21 protein-coding genes are annotated in these 14,059 nt (G+C 73.5%); 12 read left to right on the plus strand and 9 right to left on the minus strand.

Annotation, left to right across the window (positions count from 1 at the left end; genetic code table 11):
* Window positions 1-39 precede the first annotated feature (39 nt).
* Window positions 40-807 carry a class I SAM-dependent methyltransferase gene (locus tag ACFYMU_RS05740; protein ID WP_388368328.1) on the minus strand — a complete coding sequence of 256 codons (768 nt, stop codon included), beginning with the start codon at window positions 805-807 and terminating at the stop codon, window positions 40-42.
* Between the two features lie 100 nt (window positions 808-907).
* On the opposite strand from ACFYMU_RS05740, the gene ACFYMU_RS05745 reads away from it, so the two are divergent.
* Complete coding sequence (locus ACFYMU_RS05745) at window positions 908-1,537, plus strand: CGNR zinc finger domain-containing protein (protein WP_388368331.1); 630 nt, start codon at window positions 908-910, stop codon at window positions 1,535-1,537.
* Here the strand turns inward: ACFYMU_RS05745 and sodX are convergent.
* Window positions 1,441-1,875 carry a nickel-type superoxide dismutase maturation protease gene (gene sodX, locus ACFYMU_RS05750; protein ID WP_388369139.1) on the minus strand — a complete coding sequence of 145 codons (435 nt, stop codon included), beginning with the start codon at window positions 1,873-1,875 and terminating at the stop codon, window positions 1,441-1,443. The two genes, ACFYMU_RS05745 and sodX, sit on opposite strands and share 97 nt — an antisense overlap.
* Before the next feature lie 145 nt (window positions 1,876-2,020).
* On the opposite strand from sodX, the gene sodN reads away from it, so the two are divergent.
* Window positions 2,021-2,416 carry a superoxide dismutase, Ni gene (gene sodN, locus ACFYMU_RS05755; RefSeq protein WP_388368333.1) on the plus strand — a complete coding sequence of 132 codons (396 nt, stop codon included), beginning with the start codon at window positions 2,021-2,023 and terminating at the stop codon, window positions 2,414-2,416.
* Between the two features lie 244 nt (window positions 2,417-2,660).
* Here sodN and ACFYMU_RS05760 read toward each other — a convergent pair whose 3' ends face one another.
* Genes ACFYMU_RS05760 through ACFYMU_RS05770 form a run of 3 tightly spaced genes read right to left on the minus strand, consistent with a single transcriptional unit; the run spans window position 2,661 to window position 4,281 of the window.
* Window positions 2,661-3,038 carry a hypothetical protein gene (locus tag ACFYMU_RS05760; RefSeq protein ID WP_388368336.1) on the minus strand — a complete coding sequence of 126 codons (378 nt, stop codon included), beginning with the start codon at window positions 3,036-3,038 and terminating at the stop codon, window positions 2,661-2,663.
* Window positions 3,035-3,715, minus strand: coding sequence for a hypothetical protein (locus tag ACFYMU_RS05765; RefSeq protein ID WP_388368339.1), 681 nt, complete (start codon window positions 3,713-3,715; stop codon window positions 3,035-3,037). The genes ACFYMU_RS05760 and ACFYMU_RS05765 overlap by 4 nt, the downstream gene beginning before the upstream one ends.
* Window positions 3,706-4,281, minus strand: coding sequence for an RNA polymerase sigma factor (locus ACFYMU_RS05770; protein ID WP_388368342.1), 576 nt, complete (start codon window positions 4,279-4,281; stop codon window positions 3,706-3,708). The genes ACFYMU_RS05765 and ACFYMU_RS05770 overlap by 10 nt, the downstream gene beginning before the upstream one ends.
* Before the next feature lie 154 nt (window positions 4,282-4,435).
* On the opposite strand from ACFYMU_RS05770, the gene ACFYMU_RS05775 reads away from it, so the two are divergent.
* The 9 genes from ACFYMU_RS05775 to ACFYMU_RS05815 all read left to right on the plus strand — a co-directional run bounded on the left by ACFYMU_RS05775 (window position 4,436) and on the right by ACFYMU_RS05815 (window position 9,056).
* Window positions 4,436-4,918, plus strand: coding sequence for an Asp23/Gls24 family envelope stress response protein (locus ACFYMU_RS05775; protein WP_388369141.1), 483 nt, complete (start codon window positions 4,436-4,438; stop codon window positions 4,916-4,918).
* A gap of 87 nt (window positions 4,919-5,005) precedes the next feature.
* Window positions 5,006-5,173 (plus strand): hypothetical protein, encoded by a 168-nt coding sequence (locus tag ACFYMU_RS05780; protein ID WP_388368345.1) that lies wholly within the window; start codon window positions 5,006-5,008, stop codon window positions 5,171-5,173.
* Entirely contained in the window at window positions 5,170-5,580 is a 411-nt protein-coding gene (locus ACFYMU_RS05785; protein ID WP_388368348.1) for an Asp23/Gls24 family envelope stress response protein, read from the plus strand. The genes ACFYMU_RS05780 and ACFYMU_RS05785 overlap by 4 nt, the downstream gene beginning before the upstream one ends.
* Before the next feature lie 52 nt (window positions 5,581-5,632).
* Window positions 5,633-6,352, plus strand: coding sequence for a DUF6286 domain-containing protein (locus ACFYMU_RS05790; protein ID WP_388368350.1), 720 nt, complete (start codon window positions 5,633-5,635; stop codon window positions 6,350-6,352).
* A 30-nt stretch (window positions 6,353-6,382) separates the two neighbouring features.
* Window positions 6,383-6,991, plus strand: coding sequence for an alkaline shock response membrane anchor protein AmaP (locus ACFYMU_RS05795; RefSeq protein WP_388368353.1), 609 nt, complete (start codon window positions 6,383-6,385; stop codon window positions 6,989-6,991).
* Between the two features lie 84 nt (window positions 6,992-7,075).
* Window positions 7,076-7,231 (plus strand): DUF6131 family protein, encoded by a 156-nt coding sequence (locus tag ACFYMU_RS05800; RefSeq protein ID WP_388368356.1) that lies wholly within the window; start codon window positions 7,076-7,078, stop codon window positions 7,229-7,231.
* Between the two features lie 111 nt (window positions 7,232-7,342).
* Complete coding sequence (locus tag ACFYMU_RS05805) at window positions 7,343-7,774, plus strand: helix-turn-helix transcriptional regulator (RefSeq protein ID WP_388368359.1); 432 nt, start codon at window positions 7,343-7,345, stop codon at window positions 7,772-7,774.
* A 9-nt stretch (window positions 7,775-7,783) separates the two neighbouring features.
* Entirely contained in the window at window positions 7,784-8,200 is a 417-nt protein-coding gene (locus ACFYMU_RS05810; RefSeq protein WP_388368362.1) for a VOC family protein, read from the plus strand.
* A gap of 106 nt (window positions 8,201-8,306) precedes the next feature.
* Complete coding sequence (locus tag ACFYMU_RS05815; RefSeq protein WP_388368365.1) at window positions 8,307-9,056, plus strand: VOC family protein; 750 nt, start codon at window positions 8,307-8,309, stop codon at window positions 9,054-9,056.
* Between the two features lie 94 nt (window positions 9,057-9,150).
* On the opposite strand, the gene ACFYMU_RS05820 is transcribed toward ACFYMU_RS05815, so the two are convergent.
* From ACFYMU_RS05820 to ACFYMU_RS05835, 4 genes are all read right to left on the minus strand, one after another.
* Entirely contained in the window at window positions 9,151-9,426 is a 276-nt protein-coding gene (locus tag ACFYMU_RS05820) for a hypothetical protein (protein ID WP_388368368.1), read from the minus strand.
* A gap of 47 nt (window positions 9,427-9,473) precedes the next feature.
* A complete protein-coding gene (locus tag ACFYMU_RS05825; RefSeq protein ID WP_388368371.1) occupies window positions 9,474-10,076 on the minus strand; it encodes a GNAT family N-acetyltransferase in 603 nt (200 codons plus the stop codon).
* A gap of 200 nt (window positions 10,077-10,276) precedes the next feature.
* The gene (locus tag ACFYMU_RS05830; protein ID WP_388368374.1) at window positions 10,277-11,401 is read right to left on the minus strand and encodes a family 2 encapsulin nanocompartment cargo protein polyprenyl transferase; all 1,125 of its coding nucleotides are present in this window, start codon (window positions 11,399-11,401) and stop codon (window positions 10,277-10,279) included.
* A 129-nt stretch (window positions 11,402-11,530) separates the two neighbouring features.
* Window positions 11,531-12,937, minus strand: coding sequence for a family 2B encapsulin nanocompartment shell protein (locus ACFYMU_RS05835; protein ID WP_388368376.1), 1,407 nt, complete (start codon window positions 12,935-12,937; stop codon window positions 11,531-11,533).
* Between the two features lie 194 nt (window positions 12,938-13,131).
* Here ACFYMU_RS05835 and ACFYMU_RS05840 point away from each other — a divergent pair, with 194 nt between their 5' ends.
* Entirely contained in the window at window positions 13,132-14,055 is a 924-nt protein-coding gene (locus ACFYMU_RS05840; RefSeq protein WP_388368379.1) for a 1-aminocyclopropane-1-carboxylate deaminase/D-cysteine desulfhydrase, read from the plus strand.
* The last annotated feature ends 4 nt before the right edge of the window (window positions 14,056-14,059 follow it).

Raw genomic sequence — 14,059 nt, forward strand, 5'->3', positions numbered from 1 at the left:
GTCCGCGGCCTCGTCACGGTCACCGGGGCCGGCGGGGCGTCACTTGAGGGCGAGCAGCAGCGTGTCGGCCGGCGAGCACCACACCGGGCGGGCCTCGGCGAAGCCCTTCGCGCGCAGCACGCGCGCGTGCCAGGCGGCGGAGGGCATCTCGCCGTCGGCGTGGTCGCCGTAGATCTCGAAGCGGCGGGCGGTCGGCGCGGCGAGCAGGGGGTCCTGGGCGGCCAGCTGCCACCACTCGGCCCAGTCGAGGGCGCCCTCCCGCATGGCCCGGTCCATGCGGGAGCGCCGCAGGGCGCTCTCCGCCACGTTGATCCGGGGCGTGGTGTCGTCGATCATGTGGTCGGCGTTCATGAACACGCCGCCGTGGCGGACCAGGCCCGCGACCTGGCCGTAGAGGGCCTCGAGGGGCTCGGTGCGCAGCCAGTGGAGGGCCGTGGCGGTGAGGACCGCGTCGTACACGCCGTACGGCAGACGCGCGGGCCACCCGGGGTCCTTGAGGTCGGTCTCGACGAACGTGACGCGGTCGTCGCCCTCGAAGGTGCCGCGCGCGATGGTGAGCAGGGCGGGGTCGAGGTCGACGCCGGTGCTGGTGGCGTTCGGGAAGCGGGCGAGCAGCCGGGCGGTGATGCTGCCGGTGCCGCAGGCGAGGTCGAGCACCCGGGGTTCGGCGCCCACGCACGCCTCCACCATGTCGAGCATGATCCGGAAGCGTTCCTCGCGGTCGGGCATGTACCACTCCTGCTGGCGGTCCCAGCTGTCCTGCCAGGCCCGCCAGCCGGTCCCCGTCGCGGTGTGCGTGTCCGTCATCGCCGCCCCTCCCTCACGAACGCCACGTAATACCCTGGAAGCGCAATCAGTCGTTACATGACCGCACCCCGACCATAGAGCGCCCTCGTAAGGACTACAAGTGGAACTGGCCTATTACTCGGACTACGCCGTGCGCCTCGTGAACACCGAGGAACCGGCCCGGGGCACGGACTCGCTCACCTCGGTGGATGCCGTCCGCGGCCTCTTCGGGGGCAACCAGTCGGCGGGCCGCCGGGCCACCGACGCGGACGTGACCCGGTTCCGCTCGGTCCGCGCCCGGCTGCGCGCCGTCTTCGAGGCGGCCGACAAGGGCGATGAGACGCTCGCGGTGGACCTGCTGAACTCGCTGCTCCTGGAGTTCCCGGTCACCCCGCAGATCTCCGGGCACGACTACCGCGACGACAACGGCCGCCCGCTGTGGCACATGCACCTGGCGGACCACCCGTCGAACGCGACCGCGGGCTACGCGGCGATCGCCGCGATGGGGCTCGCGTTCCACCTGACGGAATACGGCGTGGACCGCCTGGGCCTGTGCGAGGCCGCGCCCTGCCGCAACGCCTTCCTCGACACCTCGACCAACCGCTCCCGGCGCTACTGCTCGGACCGCTGCGCCACGCGCGCGAACGTGGCCGCCTACCGCGCGCGCAAGCGCCTGGAGGCCGACCGGTCGGGCAGCACCGGCCGCGCCGCGGACAGCGCCCAGCGCACCAGCGCGAACGCGGAGCGCTGACCGCGCTTGAGCGGCCGGTAGCGCAGCCGCACCTTGCCGAGGACGAGCTCCTCGGGCACGGTGCCGTAGTCGGTGCTGTCCCCGCCCGCGTACGGATTGTCGCCGAGCACCCACCAGCCGCCCTCGCGACGCTCCACGGCGCGCTTGACGACCAGCAGGTCCTGCTGGAAGGGGTGCCGCAGCACGATGACGTCGCCCGGCCGGACGCGCGCCCCGTACTGGACGAGGAGCCGGTCCCCGTGATGCAACGTGGGCACCATGGACGGTCCCGTCACCTCGGCCGCTCCGAACGGCAGCAGGGCCCTCGTGCGCTCGGTCTCCTGTGACAGCTCCGGCATCACCGGCACCTCCCCGGTCCGATCCTCCACCAGTCCCAGTCTCACCCTGGACTTTTGACGTAAGCCCATGGGGGCACTCGCGAAAACCCCTCCCCCACGGAGTAATGTCCCACCTGAGAAGACGATCACGAGGAAGGACAGCTTCATGCTCTCCCGCCTGTTCGCCCCCAAGGTAAAGGTCAGCGCGCACTGCGACCTTCCCTGCGGTGTGTACGACCCTGCCCAGGCTCGCATCGAGGCGGAGTCGGTGAAGGCCATCCAGGAGAAGATGGCCGCCAACGACGACGCGCACTTCCAGGCTCGGGCCACCGTCATCAAGGAGCAGCGTGCCGAGCTCGCCAAGCACCACGTCTCGGTGCTGTGGAGCGACTACTTCAAGGCCCCGCACTTCGAGAAGTACCCGGAGCTGCACCAGCTCGTCAACGACGCCCTGAAGGCCCTCTCGGCCGCCAAGGCGTCGAAGGACCCGGCGACGGGCCAGAAGGCGCTGGACCACATCGCCCAGATCGACAAGATCTTCTGGGAGACCAAGAAGGCCTGAGAAGGCCTGATCTTGAGTCATGCCTCTTGAGTCATGCCTTTTGACCTGCAGTTCCCTTGCTCGCAGTGTCTCCCTTTCCGCACCCGGCCCGCAGGCCGCCGAACACGGCGCCCCTGACGGTCCGGGTGCGGTCTTCTACACGACCCCGACGGGCCACCTGCCGTGGGGCGGCGCGGGACGCCCCGCACGCTGCTGATGCGCAATCACCTCGCCACGGGCGCCCGGCCCCGGCCGCCCACCGCGCTCATGCCTCGTCGTGCCGGGTGGCGATACCGGTCACCGTCACCGCGACGGTCACCGGTATCGCGACACCGTGGCCGGCGAGTTGGGAGGCGACGGCCGCCCGCACCTCGTCATGGACGTTCCGGGCGACGTCCACTGCCCGCCGGCCCTCGGCCAGCACGCAGCGCACCTCGACGTGCCATCCCGAACCGTCCGGCGCCAGGTCGGCGCGGATGCCTGCCTCGGGCGGGGCGCGGTGCGGCGTGGCGTCCGTCCGGGCGGGCGCGGCGGCTGCCGCGAGGCGGTGTGCGAGGCGGGGTTGCAGGCCGGCCACGCCGGGAACCGCGAGGGCTGCCTCGGCCGCGACGCCGAGGAGGGTGGCCGTGCCGACGGCGGTCATCGCGTCCCGCCCTCTGTGGCGTGGCCGGGGCCGGCGGGGCCGAAGGGCGGCCACGGCTCCAGTACGTCGACCACGGTGATGTCGACGGCCGTCACGGCGAGCCCGAGGTCCTGTCCGGCCGAGCGGAGGACCGATCGGCGTACCTGGCGGACCCGGTCGGGCAGCGGGCGGCCGAGGGCGGCAGCCAGGGTCATGGCCACCCGCACGTCGGCGCCCTCGCCCGCGGGGACGAGCCGGCAGGTCGCGGCCCTCGCACCGGGCACGGTGTCCGCGGCCTGCCGCAGCACCTTCGCCGCGGCACTCTCGGCGATCCGCAGGTCCAGGTCCGGGGCGGCCAGGGGCAGCAGCCGCCCGAGCCGGACCTCCGCCCTGACGGCGTTCATGACGCGGTCGGCGAGTGCGCGCAGACCGGGGGGATCCTCGGCGCGCAGCGCCCGGGTGGCGGCGTTCACCGCGGCCAGCCCCTCGACGGCCTCGCGGCAGTGAGGACAGGACGCGGTGTGCGGGTCCGCGACCGGCGCCGCATCCTGCGCCTGTTCCCAGACCCGGCTGAGAGGCCGCCCGCAGGCCAACACCTCGTCATCCGCGAACAGGGGCCCGTCGGCGGCCGGGCCGGCACGGGGCCCGCCGGCTCCGGGCGGTTTCGGGGGCCGCGCGTGCGGGTCGTCTAGCGCCATGGGCCCATCGCCTCCTGCAGGGATCGGCGTGCCCTGAACAATCTGCCGCGCACGGTCTGCTCACTGGTCCGTGTCACGTGGGCTATCTCCTTGTAGGGCAGTCCCTGCACCTCCCTCAGGATCCAGCAGGCCCGCTGCCCGGTGTCCAGCCCGGCGAGCGCGCGGGACAGGGCGGCCGTGGCCGCGTCCTGCTCGGCGGACCGGGCGGGCTGGCTCCACGCGTCGCCCGCCTCGGGTTCGGCGACGGCGTCCAGGGAGAGGGGCGGCGGTCGGTGCCGGCACATGGTCAGGCAGCGGTTGACGGTGATCCGGTACACCCAGGTGCGGAACTCCGCCTCGTGGCGGTATTCCGGCAGTCGCCGCCAGGCGCTGACGAAGGCGTCCTGAACGGCTTCCTCGGCGTCCTGGGGGTTGCCCAGCATGCAACGTGCCAGGACCAGCAGGGACCGGCTGTGCCGCCGGACGAGCACGGCGAAGGAGCCCTCGTCTCCCTCGGCCGCCCGCACGGCCAGCACGCCGTCCGGCAGGTCGCACCCCAGCGACGGAAAGCCGCGGCATTCGGTCATGACACTCCCGCACACGTGCTTCGGACCCCACGGGTACCCCGCCAGAGATGTGATGCACGTCACACCTCAAGCGCGTGAGGAGTGCGCCGCCCGATATGTCCAATTCGTGAGGGGCACCACTCGGGTGTCCGACCGACCGATCGAGGCGACCGCCATGACGGAGAACATCACCAGCGTCGGCGGAGGCAGCCGGTCCGACACAGGCGTGAGCGCGCTGAAGGGCCGTACCGGGGCCGGGGCGCCGGCCGAGACACGGGGGAAGACCACCATCGCGGACAACGTGGTGGCCAAGATCGCAGGGATGGCCGCCCGCGAGGTACCGGGCATCCACAACCTCGGAGGGGGAATGGCCCGCGCCTTCGGCGCCATGCGGGAACGCGTCCCCGGCGCAGGCGCAGGCGTCACACGCGGGGTGAAGGTCGAAGTCGGCGAGCGCCAAACCGCCGTGGACCTGGACGTCGTCGTCGAGTACGGCGTCTCCATCGTCGACGTCGCCGCCGCTACGCGCACCAACGTCATCAGCGCCGTGGAGCGGATGACGGCACTGGAGGTCGTCGAGGTGAACATCGCCGTCGACGACGTCCACCTTCCCGACGAGGAGGAAGAGGCCGAACCGGCCGAAGGCCGCGTGAGGTGACCGATCTCCGTGACCACCGCCCCGTCCCGGACGTGAGCGACGGCCACAGGGACGGCGGCATACGTTCGCGAGACGGGTGAGTGCAAGATGAACACAGCGACGACGGGCCTCGCGGCCGGCATGGCCTTGGGTTTCGCCGGATACTTCGGCGGCTTCTGGGCATTTCTGCTGGTTCTGGTCCTGGGGACGGCGGGTCTGATCGCCGGCCTCGTCCTGCAGGGCGATCTCGACCTCCGTGCACGGAGGCAGCGGTGAACACCCGGCCCGGTTCCCCACTCCCCGGCGAAGGGCCCGGCCCGCCGGCGCGGGCCGCCGCTCTGCCGCCTCCACCCGAGCGGGGTGCCACCGTCATCCCGGACAGGGTGGTGGCCCGTATCGCCGCCCAGGCCGCGCGCACGGCCCAGTCCCGGCGTGCCGCCGTACCGTCCGACCGGAGCGGGCCGGAGGCGCCCGGCGCCTCCGCGGCCACCCGTACCGGAACGGTGCGCCTGCACCTGGCCATGGATCTGCCCTATCCCACCGACATTCCCGCGGTCTGCGAGCAGATACGGCACGACGTCGCCGAGCGGGTGGCTCAGCTGACCGGCCTGGAGGTGGCAGACGTCACCCTCACCGTCCGGCGACTGGTGACCGCCGACGCGAACCGGGGACGGGTCCGGTGAGCCGCCTCGCACTCCGGGCCGCCGGGCACGCCGCACAGGAAGGAGGACCGGAATGACATCCGACCCGGGCCCTCCCGCCCCCGACTCCGCGCCGTCCGAGCGCCGGGCCACAGTGCCGCTGACGAAGGAGCCCGAGGAGCCGAGGGAGCCGACACAGGCCGGTCCGCCCGAACGCGAAGCGCCCCCGCCGGAGCCGGCGGCGGGCGAGCGCGACGGACGGCGCCGGACGCACCGCCCGTGGTCCGCCCGCCGCTTTCCGGCGGCGCTGGTCGCCTCAGTGGTTCTCGTGGCGGCCGGCGCGGCGCTGTTCGATGTCGTCGCCGTACGGGCGGGGCGCCCGGCGGCAGCCTGGAGGAGGCACCTCGCCGACGAACTGGCCGCCCGGCCCGTGGACGACGTGTGGATGCTCACGGGGGCCGCCGTGGCTGCCGCCGTCGGCGTCTGGCTGATCGTCCTGGCCCTCACGCCGGGCCTGCGCCACCTGCTGCCCCTGCGCTCCCCCGCCGGCTGCCCCGCGCCGCGGCTGCGGGCCTCCCTGGACCGCGACGGCGCCGCCGATCTACTGCGCGACGCCGCCATGCGGGTCCCGGGAGTCAGCGGGGCTCGCGTCCGGATGCGCCGGCACCGCGCCAAAGCCCGTGTGGATGTCCGCTTCCGCGACCCGCGACAGGTGAAGGACGACCTCACCGCCGTCCTCGACGAGGAGCGCGACCGGCTCGCCCTCTCCCGCCCGCCACGAATCGTCGTACGTGTGCGGCAACGCACCGGCTGACCGAGAACCCCCGACCCCGGAGCCCGCACCATGACGCCGCGACCCGTACTCAACCGCAGTCTGCTGGCCCTCGCCGGACTGGTGCTGCTCGGCGGCGGTCTGCTGATCCTGTTCGCCGGGCTCGACGTCTACCGGCGACGCGATCTGGTCCCGCCCGCCGGCTGGCCCCTGATCGTCCCGGACGACGTCCTGCTCGGCTCCGCCGACCGGGCCCGCTGGAGCAGCCAGGGCTGGTGGTGGTGGCCCGCGGTCATCGCCGCCCTCGCCCTCGTCGCCCTGCTCGCCCTGTGGTGGCTGCTCGCCCAACTGCGCCGACGCCGCCCCGGAGTGCTGCCCGTCGGCGGCACACCCCCGCAGGAGGGCGTGGAGCTGCGCGACCGCGCGCTCAGCGACGCCATCGCCGCCGGAGCCGGCGCTCTGCCGGGCGTCCAGCAGGCCGAGGTCCGCATCACCGGCCGGTCTGCCCACCCCCGTGCCCACGTCAAGCTGACGCTCACCCCCGAGGGGGCACCGGGCGCCGCTCTCGACGCCCTCTGCGAAGGCCCGCTCCGTACCGCCCGCCGGTCCACCGGCTGCCCGGACATGCCCACCGAGGTCCGCCTGCAGGTCGCTCGGCACAAACCGCACCGCGCGCAGTGAGGAGGAGAGCGGCTCTTCCCGTGTCCACCACCCTTCCGTCTCTTCGCAGTACACGGCGAAGCCGGCCCTACTCAGGGAGAGATCATGATCATTCTGGGAGTTGTTCTGCTCGTCGTCGGCTTCCTCACCGGGATAGGCATCCTGTGGACCATCGGGATCATCCTGGCGGTCGTCGGGGCGATTCTGTGGGTCCTGGGCTCGATGGGACACGCCGTCGCCGGACGACGCCACTATTGGTGACCGTCACGGCCCGCCCGCACCAACGCGGTCGCAGCCCCGTTCCCGGGGCAGGCCGTGGTCGGTGCGTGCGGGCCGAGGTCCGTTGTCGGTGGCCCGTGCGATGCTGTGGGCATGGAGCTGGACGACCTGGTGCGGCTGCGGCGGGCCCGTGACCGGATGGACCGTGAGTACGCGCAGCCGCTGGACGTGGCGGCGCTCGCGCGCACCGCGCTGATGTCGGCCGGGCACTTCCAGCGCAGCTTCCGCGCGGCGTACGGGGAGACGCCGTACGGCTACCTCATGACCCGCCGCATCGAGCGGGCCAAGGCGCTGCTGCGGCGCGGCGACCTGAGCGTGACGGAGGTCTGCATCGCCGTCGGGTTCACCTCGCTCGGGTCCTTCAGCTCGCGCTTCACGGAGCTGGTGGGGGAGGCCCCGAGCACGTACCGGGCGCGGTCGCACGAGCAGGGCGCGGCGATACCGCCGTGCGTGGCGATGGGCCTGACGCGGCCCCGGCGCGGCCGGCCCGCCGACACCCGCACGGATCCGCGCGCACAGCTATAGCGTGGCGTCATGGACCTGAGACTCTCCCAGTGCTTCATCGCCGTGGACGACCACGACAAGGCGCTCGCGTTCTACCGGGACGTCCTGGGCCTGGAGGTCCGCAACGACGTCGGCTTCGAGGGGATGCGCTGGGTGACCGTCGGCTCGCCGCTCCAGCCGGACGTGGAGATCGTCCTGGAGCCCCCGGCGGCGCACCCGGACGCCTCCCCCGCCGACCGCCAGGTGGTGGCGGAACTGCTCGCCAAGGGCATGCTGCGGGGGGTCATCTTCTCCACCGAGGACTGCGACGCCCTCTTCGCCCGCGTCCGGGCGTCCGGTGCGGATGTCGTGCAGGAGCCCATGGACCAGCCGTACGGACTGCGGGACTGCGCCTTCCGCGACCCGGCGGGCAACCTGCTGCGCTTCACGGAACGCCGCCGCGCCTGACGCGGGGGCGGGGCCGCGTGAGGCGGCGGGGGAAAACGCCGTTGCATGATCCGTCCGGACGGGAGACCGTACGAGCGCCGTGCACCGTCTGCCGAGGAGTGCCCCCATGAGCCAGCCGATCCGCTGGACGTACGCCTTCGTCGACCGGCCCGTCGAGGGTTTCGGCCGGGCTCGTGACTTCTGGACCGCCGTCACCCGGACCAAGCCGTCCCCGCCCCGGGGCGAGCGCGACGAGTTCGTGACGCTCGTACCGGAGGCGGGTGACGCGTGCCTGAAGGCGCAGGCCGTTCGCTCGGGCGGTGGCGCTCATCTCGATCTCGTCGTCGAGGACGTGCCCGCGCTGGTGGCGGCGGCATGCCGGCTCGGTGCGGACGTCGTCGCCGGGCACCCGGGGTGGGCCGTGCTCCGCTCCCCGGGCGGCCTGTCGTTCTGCGCGGTGCCCTGGGCGGGCGAGTCGGTGCGGCCGCCGGTGGTCGAGGAGCCCGGTGGCACGGCCGACCGGCTCGACCAGGTGTGCCTGGATCTGGGGCCGTCCGTGTTCGACGCCGAGGTCGCCTTCTGGAGCGGCCTCACCGGCTGGGAGTCCCGGCCGGGCTCCCTCCCCGAGTTCCACGTGGTCCGGCCGCCCGCCGCCCTTCCCGTGCGCATCCTGCTGCAGCGCCTCGGCGCCGACCACCCCTCCTCCGCGCACCTCGACATCGCGTGCGCGGACGTCGGGGCGACCCGGGCCCGGCACGAGCGGCTGGGCGCAGCCTTCGTCGCCCGGGGCGCCCACTGGACGGTGATGCGCGACCCGGCGGGCGGCACGTACTGCCTGACGGGCCGCGACCCGCGGACGGGCGGTCTGCCCGGCTAGGCCCTGTCGTTCGGATCAGTGCCGGTTTCCCGCGACATCCGGCCGCGACGGTTCCGCGCAGCACACGACCGTCGGACAGTGGCGGGGTTTCGCGTCACACACGACGTCCCGGGTCTTCAGGCCCGTTCTCGGCGTCGGCCGCGGCACCGGACGCATCGGGGGGAGCGGCGCCGGACGTCGTGGCGCGTCCCTGCTCAGGAGCGTCCCGGAGGCCCTCCTCACGCGCCTGCTCCCGATGCCTCGGGCACAGGGGGTTCCGGCAGGGCCCCGGACGCCACACGGGGACGAAGGCCCCCAGCGTCTTGTGGCGCCGCACGACCGTGCCGACGGGCTGCCCGCACGACGGACAGACACGCTCTCTGCCGGTCATGTCACCAGGCTAGAGCTGCCGGGGGCCCCGCGCTCCCGGGCGGCGGGTCAGCGGGGCTCGCGCCACATCGGCCACATCGGGGGACCGTCCGGGAGGTCGAGGGTGCGGTCCGTGAAGGCGAAGCCGAGGCGCTCGTAGAGCCTGGTGCTGCGGGTGCTGCTCGCCTCCAGGTAGGCGGGGAGGCGCTCGCGGTCGCAGCGGTCGAGGACGTGCCGGATGAGCGTGGTGCCCAGACCACCGCCCTGGTGGCCCGGTGCCACGCCGATCATCCAGAGGTATTCGTGGGCGTGGTCCACGGGGTGCGACTCGGCCAGCAGCCGGGCGATCCGCTCCACGCGGTCGTTCGCCGGGTCGACCGCCTCACGCAGCCGTACCGCGTCCTCCCCGGCCCCGTCCGCCCCCTGGGCGTGCCCGGCGGCGGGCACGGACAGCCACAGCGCGCAGGCCGTGCCGTCCTCCGTCACGTCGATGCGTCCTTCGGCGAGCACGATGTCGGTGAACGCGGCCATCAGCCGGTGATGGGTCGCACGGCGATGCTCCTCGCCCGGAAAGACCCAGCTGCTGACCGGGTCGTCCTGGAACGCCTCGTCCAGCAGCCGGACGACCAGCTCCCGGTCGCCTTCGTCCGCTGCCCGGATCGCCACGCCCATCCGCCTGCCCCTTCGCGTCGACTGATGTGCCGGGTACGCCCGTGGCAGCCTAGCCGGAACACGCGCACCCGGGGGCGGTACGGACGGAAGGGGCGGGACCCGCACATGGTGGGGATGTGCGGGGCCCGCCCGGCCGGAGCCGCCGGCCCGTGCGGGGTCAGGAGCCGCGCGGGCCCAGGGCTCCGGAGTCTGTCGTGGGGTCAGGTGCTGCGCCGGGTCACGAACTGGGCCAGGGTCAGCAGACCGCCCGACGCCTCGGGGTCGGGAACCGCGCGGAACAGCTCCCGCATCGCCCGGCCCATCCGGGCGTCGGCCTGCGACTGCGCCCAGGTGCGGCCGCCCGCCCGCTCCACGGCGAGGATCGTGCGCTCCAGGTCCCCTTCCTCGTGCGGACGCCGGTACAGCTCGGCCAGGTCGGCGGCCGCCGGGGTGCCCGCGGCGAGCGCGGCGACCACGGGGAGCGACTTCTTGCGGGCCGTGAGATCCGCCCCAACCGGCTTACCGGTGCGGTTCGGATCGCCCCAGATCCCCATCACGTCGTCGACGAGCTGGAAGGCGAGCCCCAACTCGCGGCCGAACGCGTCCAGTGCCTCCACCTCCGCCTCGGCCGCTCCCGCGTACAGCGCGCCGAGGGCGCAGGCGCAGCCGAGCAGTGCGCCCGTCTTCGCCTCCGCCATGGCGAGCACCTCGTCGAGGGTGACCTCGTGCGGGCCGCGCCGCTCCATGGCCGTGTCCGCGTGCTGCCCGGCGCACAGTTCGACCACACAGGCCGCGAGCCGGGCGGCGGCCGGCCCCGAGGACGGGCCGGGGTCCTCGGCGAGCAGCCGCTGGGCCAGTGCCTGCAGCGCGTCCCCGGCGAGGATCGCGTCGGTGTCCCCGAACACGGTCCAGGCGGTGGGGCGGTGTCTGCGGGTGGTGTCCCGGTCCATCACGTCGTCGTGCAGCAGGGTGAAGTTGTGGACGAGCTCGACGGCCACGGCGGCCCGCACGGCGGTGGCCCGCCGGCCGCCGAGCGCGCGGGTCGCGGCCAGTACGAGTGCGGGGCGTATCGCCTTGCCGGCGTTGCCGTCGGCCGGGGTGCCGTCCGCGTGCTCCCAGCCGAAGTGGTACCGCGCGATCCGGCGCATCGGGCCCGGCAGCGAGTCGACGGCCCGGCGCAACTCCGGGTCGACCGCGGCGCGGGTGCGCTCCAGGATCGCCCGGGCTTCCTGCCCGTCGGGCGGTGCCGCCGGCCCGGGGACCCGGCCCCGAGGTCTCCCCGGTGCCGCCGGTCTCGGCCCCTCCAGGATCGGACCCTGCTTCGGCTCTGTCATGAACTCACCCATGAGACCGCCTCGAAGAGTCTGCGGACAAGAGTCTGCGGACGGTGACGCTTCCGCTGCCGTCGGGCGCGTACCCCCAAGGGTGTACCCGCCCCGCCGGGCGGGAACACGGCCTGCCGTTTGTGCGCGGGGTCACCTCCAACGGCCGATCTCGACGTTCTCCAGCACCCCCAGTGCGTCCGGCACCAGGACGGCGGCCGAGTAGTAGGCCGTCACCAGGTAGTTGACGACGGCCTGTTCGTTGATGCCCATGAAGCGCACGGACAGGCTCGGCTCGATCTCGTCGGGGATGCCGGACTGCCTGAGCCCGACGACACCCTGGTCCTGCTCTCCGGTCCGCATGGCGATGATCGAGCTGGTGCGGGCCTCGCTGACCGGGATCTTGTTGCAGGGGAAGAGGGGCACTCCGCGCCAGGTGGGGATGCGGTTGCCCCCGATGTCGACGGTCTCCGGGACCAGTCCGCGCCTGTTGAGTTCACGGCCGAAGGCGGCGATCGCGCGGGGATGCGCGAGGAACAGCTTGGTGCCGCGCCGCCTGCTGAGCAGCTCGTCCATGTCGTCCGGACCCGGTACGCCGTCGTGCGGCTGGAGCCGCTGGTCGTACTCGCAGTTGTGGAGCAGTCCGAACTCCGGGTGGTTGACGAGTTCGTCCTCCTGACGTTCCTTCAGCGCCTCCACCGTGAGCCTGAGCTGGTGCTCGGTCTGGTTCATCGGCTGGTTGTAGAGGTCGGCCACGCGGGTGTGGATGCGCAGGACGGTCTGGGCGATGCTCAGTTCGTACTCGCGGGGTGCGGCCTCGTAGTCCACGAACGTGTGCGGGACGTCCGGCTCGCCGGTGTGGCCCGCGGCGAGATCGATCGCCTTCTCGCCGTACCTGTTGGCCGGCTGCGCCGGGAGGGAGCGCCGGTTCCGCAGGTGCTCGCTCAGGGACGCTGCCCGCGCCGCCACCTCGTCGACGTCCCGGCGGGGAAGGGCGAGCACCGTGCAGGCGGTGACCGCGCGGGCCGTGTACTCCCAGATGGCGTCCGGGTCGAGGAGTGCCTGGTCTCCGAAGCAGGCACCGTCGGCCAGGACGCCGAGCACCGCGTCGTCCCCGTAGGGGCCCGTGCCGATCCTCTCCACCTTGCCGTGCGCGAGCAGGAACACCTCGTCGGCCCGGCTGCCGAACTCGGCGAGCACGTCCCCGGGCGCGAACCTGCGCTGCTGGCACCGCCGGGCGAGGTCGTCCAGCACGTCCTGGTCGTCGTAGCCGCGCAGGGCGGACAGCTCGGCCAGCTCCGCGGGGACGACCGCGACCCGGTCCCCGGTCTTCACGAAGGTGACCCGGCCGTCGCCCACCGCGTAGGTCAGACGACGGTTCACGCGGTACGTACCGCCCTGCACGTCCACCCACGGCAGCATGCGCAGCAGCCAGCGTGAGCTGATCTCCTGCATCTGGGGCGCGGACTTGGTGGTGGTGGCCAGATTCCGCGCGGCCCCCGTGCCCAGACTCTGCTGCGGCCTGTCGTCCTCCGCACGGACCTCTTCGCCTACCGACATCGGCATTGCCCTCCCGATCACGCGTTGACCTGCCGGGAAAAGCCTTCCATCACGCAGTGTGCCGGTGCCATTACCCGAAAGAGCGGGAATGGATCAAGCCTGGTCCGGGCAGAGGAGGCGCTTGCCGAGCGGCCGGACCGGGCGGTACCACCGCCCTCCCCCCCGTCGCCGCCCCGGTGTCCGACAATGACGGTGTGAACCGACCCGACGTGCCGCGCCCCGAGGCGTTCGACCCGGCCGCGCTCGCGCCGCGCCTGCCGTCGCCGTTGCGGGAGGTCGCGGACGAGCGCTTCGCGCGGCACGGTGTGCGGCTGCTGCTCAAGCGGGACGACCTGATCCATCCGGACCTGGTCGGCAACAAGTGGCGCAAGCTCGTCCCGAACCTGCGCGCCGCGGCCGGCCGCCCGCTGCTCACCTTCGGCGGCGCGTACTCCAACCATCTGCGAGCGACGGCCGCGGCGGGCCGGCTGCTGGGCCTGGCCACGATCGGTGTGGTCCGCGGCCAGGAACTGGCCGGCCGCCCGCTCAACCCGTCCCTGGCCCGGTGTGCCGCCGACGGAATGCGGCTGCACTTCGTCGACAGGTCGACCTATCGCCGCGTGCCGGACCCGGCGACGGTGGCCGCCGTCCTGCGCGCGGCGGACGCCGAGGAGGCGTACGTGGTACCGGAGGGCGGCAGCAACGCCGACGCCGTACGCGGCTGCCGCGCGCTCGGTGAGGAACTGCGCGGGCGCGCGGACGTGGTCGCCGTGGCCTGCGGCACCGGGGGCACGCTGGCGGGCCTGGCCGCGGGCCTGGCCCCGGACCAGCGGGCCCTGGGCGTCCCGGTCCTCAAGGGCGACTTCCTGGCCCGCGACACGGCCGCCCTGCAAGCCCGGGCCTTCGGCGGGCGACGCGGCGAATGGGGCCTGGACACCCGCTTCCACTTCGGCGGCTTCGCCCGCACGACGCCCGAACTCGACGCGTTCGCGGCCGACTTCGGGTCCCGCCACGGTCTGCCGGTGGAACGTGTCTATGTCGCCAAGCTGCTGTACGGACTTCTCGCCCTGACCGAGGAGGGCGCGTTCCCGCCGGGCACCGCGCTGGCCGCCGTGGTCACCGGAAGGCCGTTCCCCTGAGCCC

The sequence above is a fragment of the Streptomyces sp. NPDC007264 genome, from assembly GCF_042869095.1.
Lineage (GTDB): Bacteria > Actinomycetota > Actinomycetes > Streptomycetales > Streptomycetaceae > Streptomyces.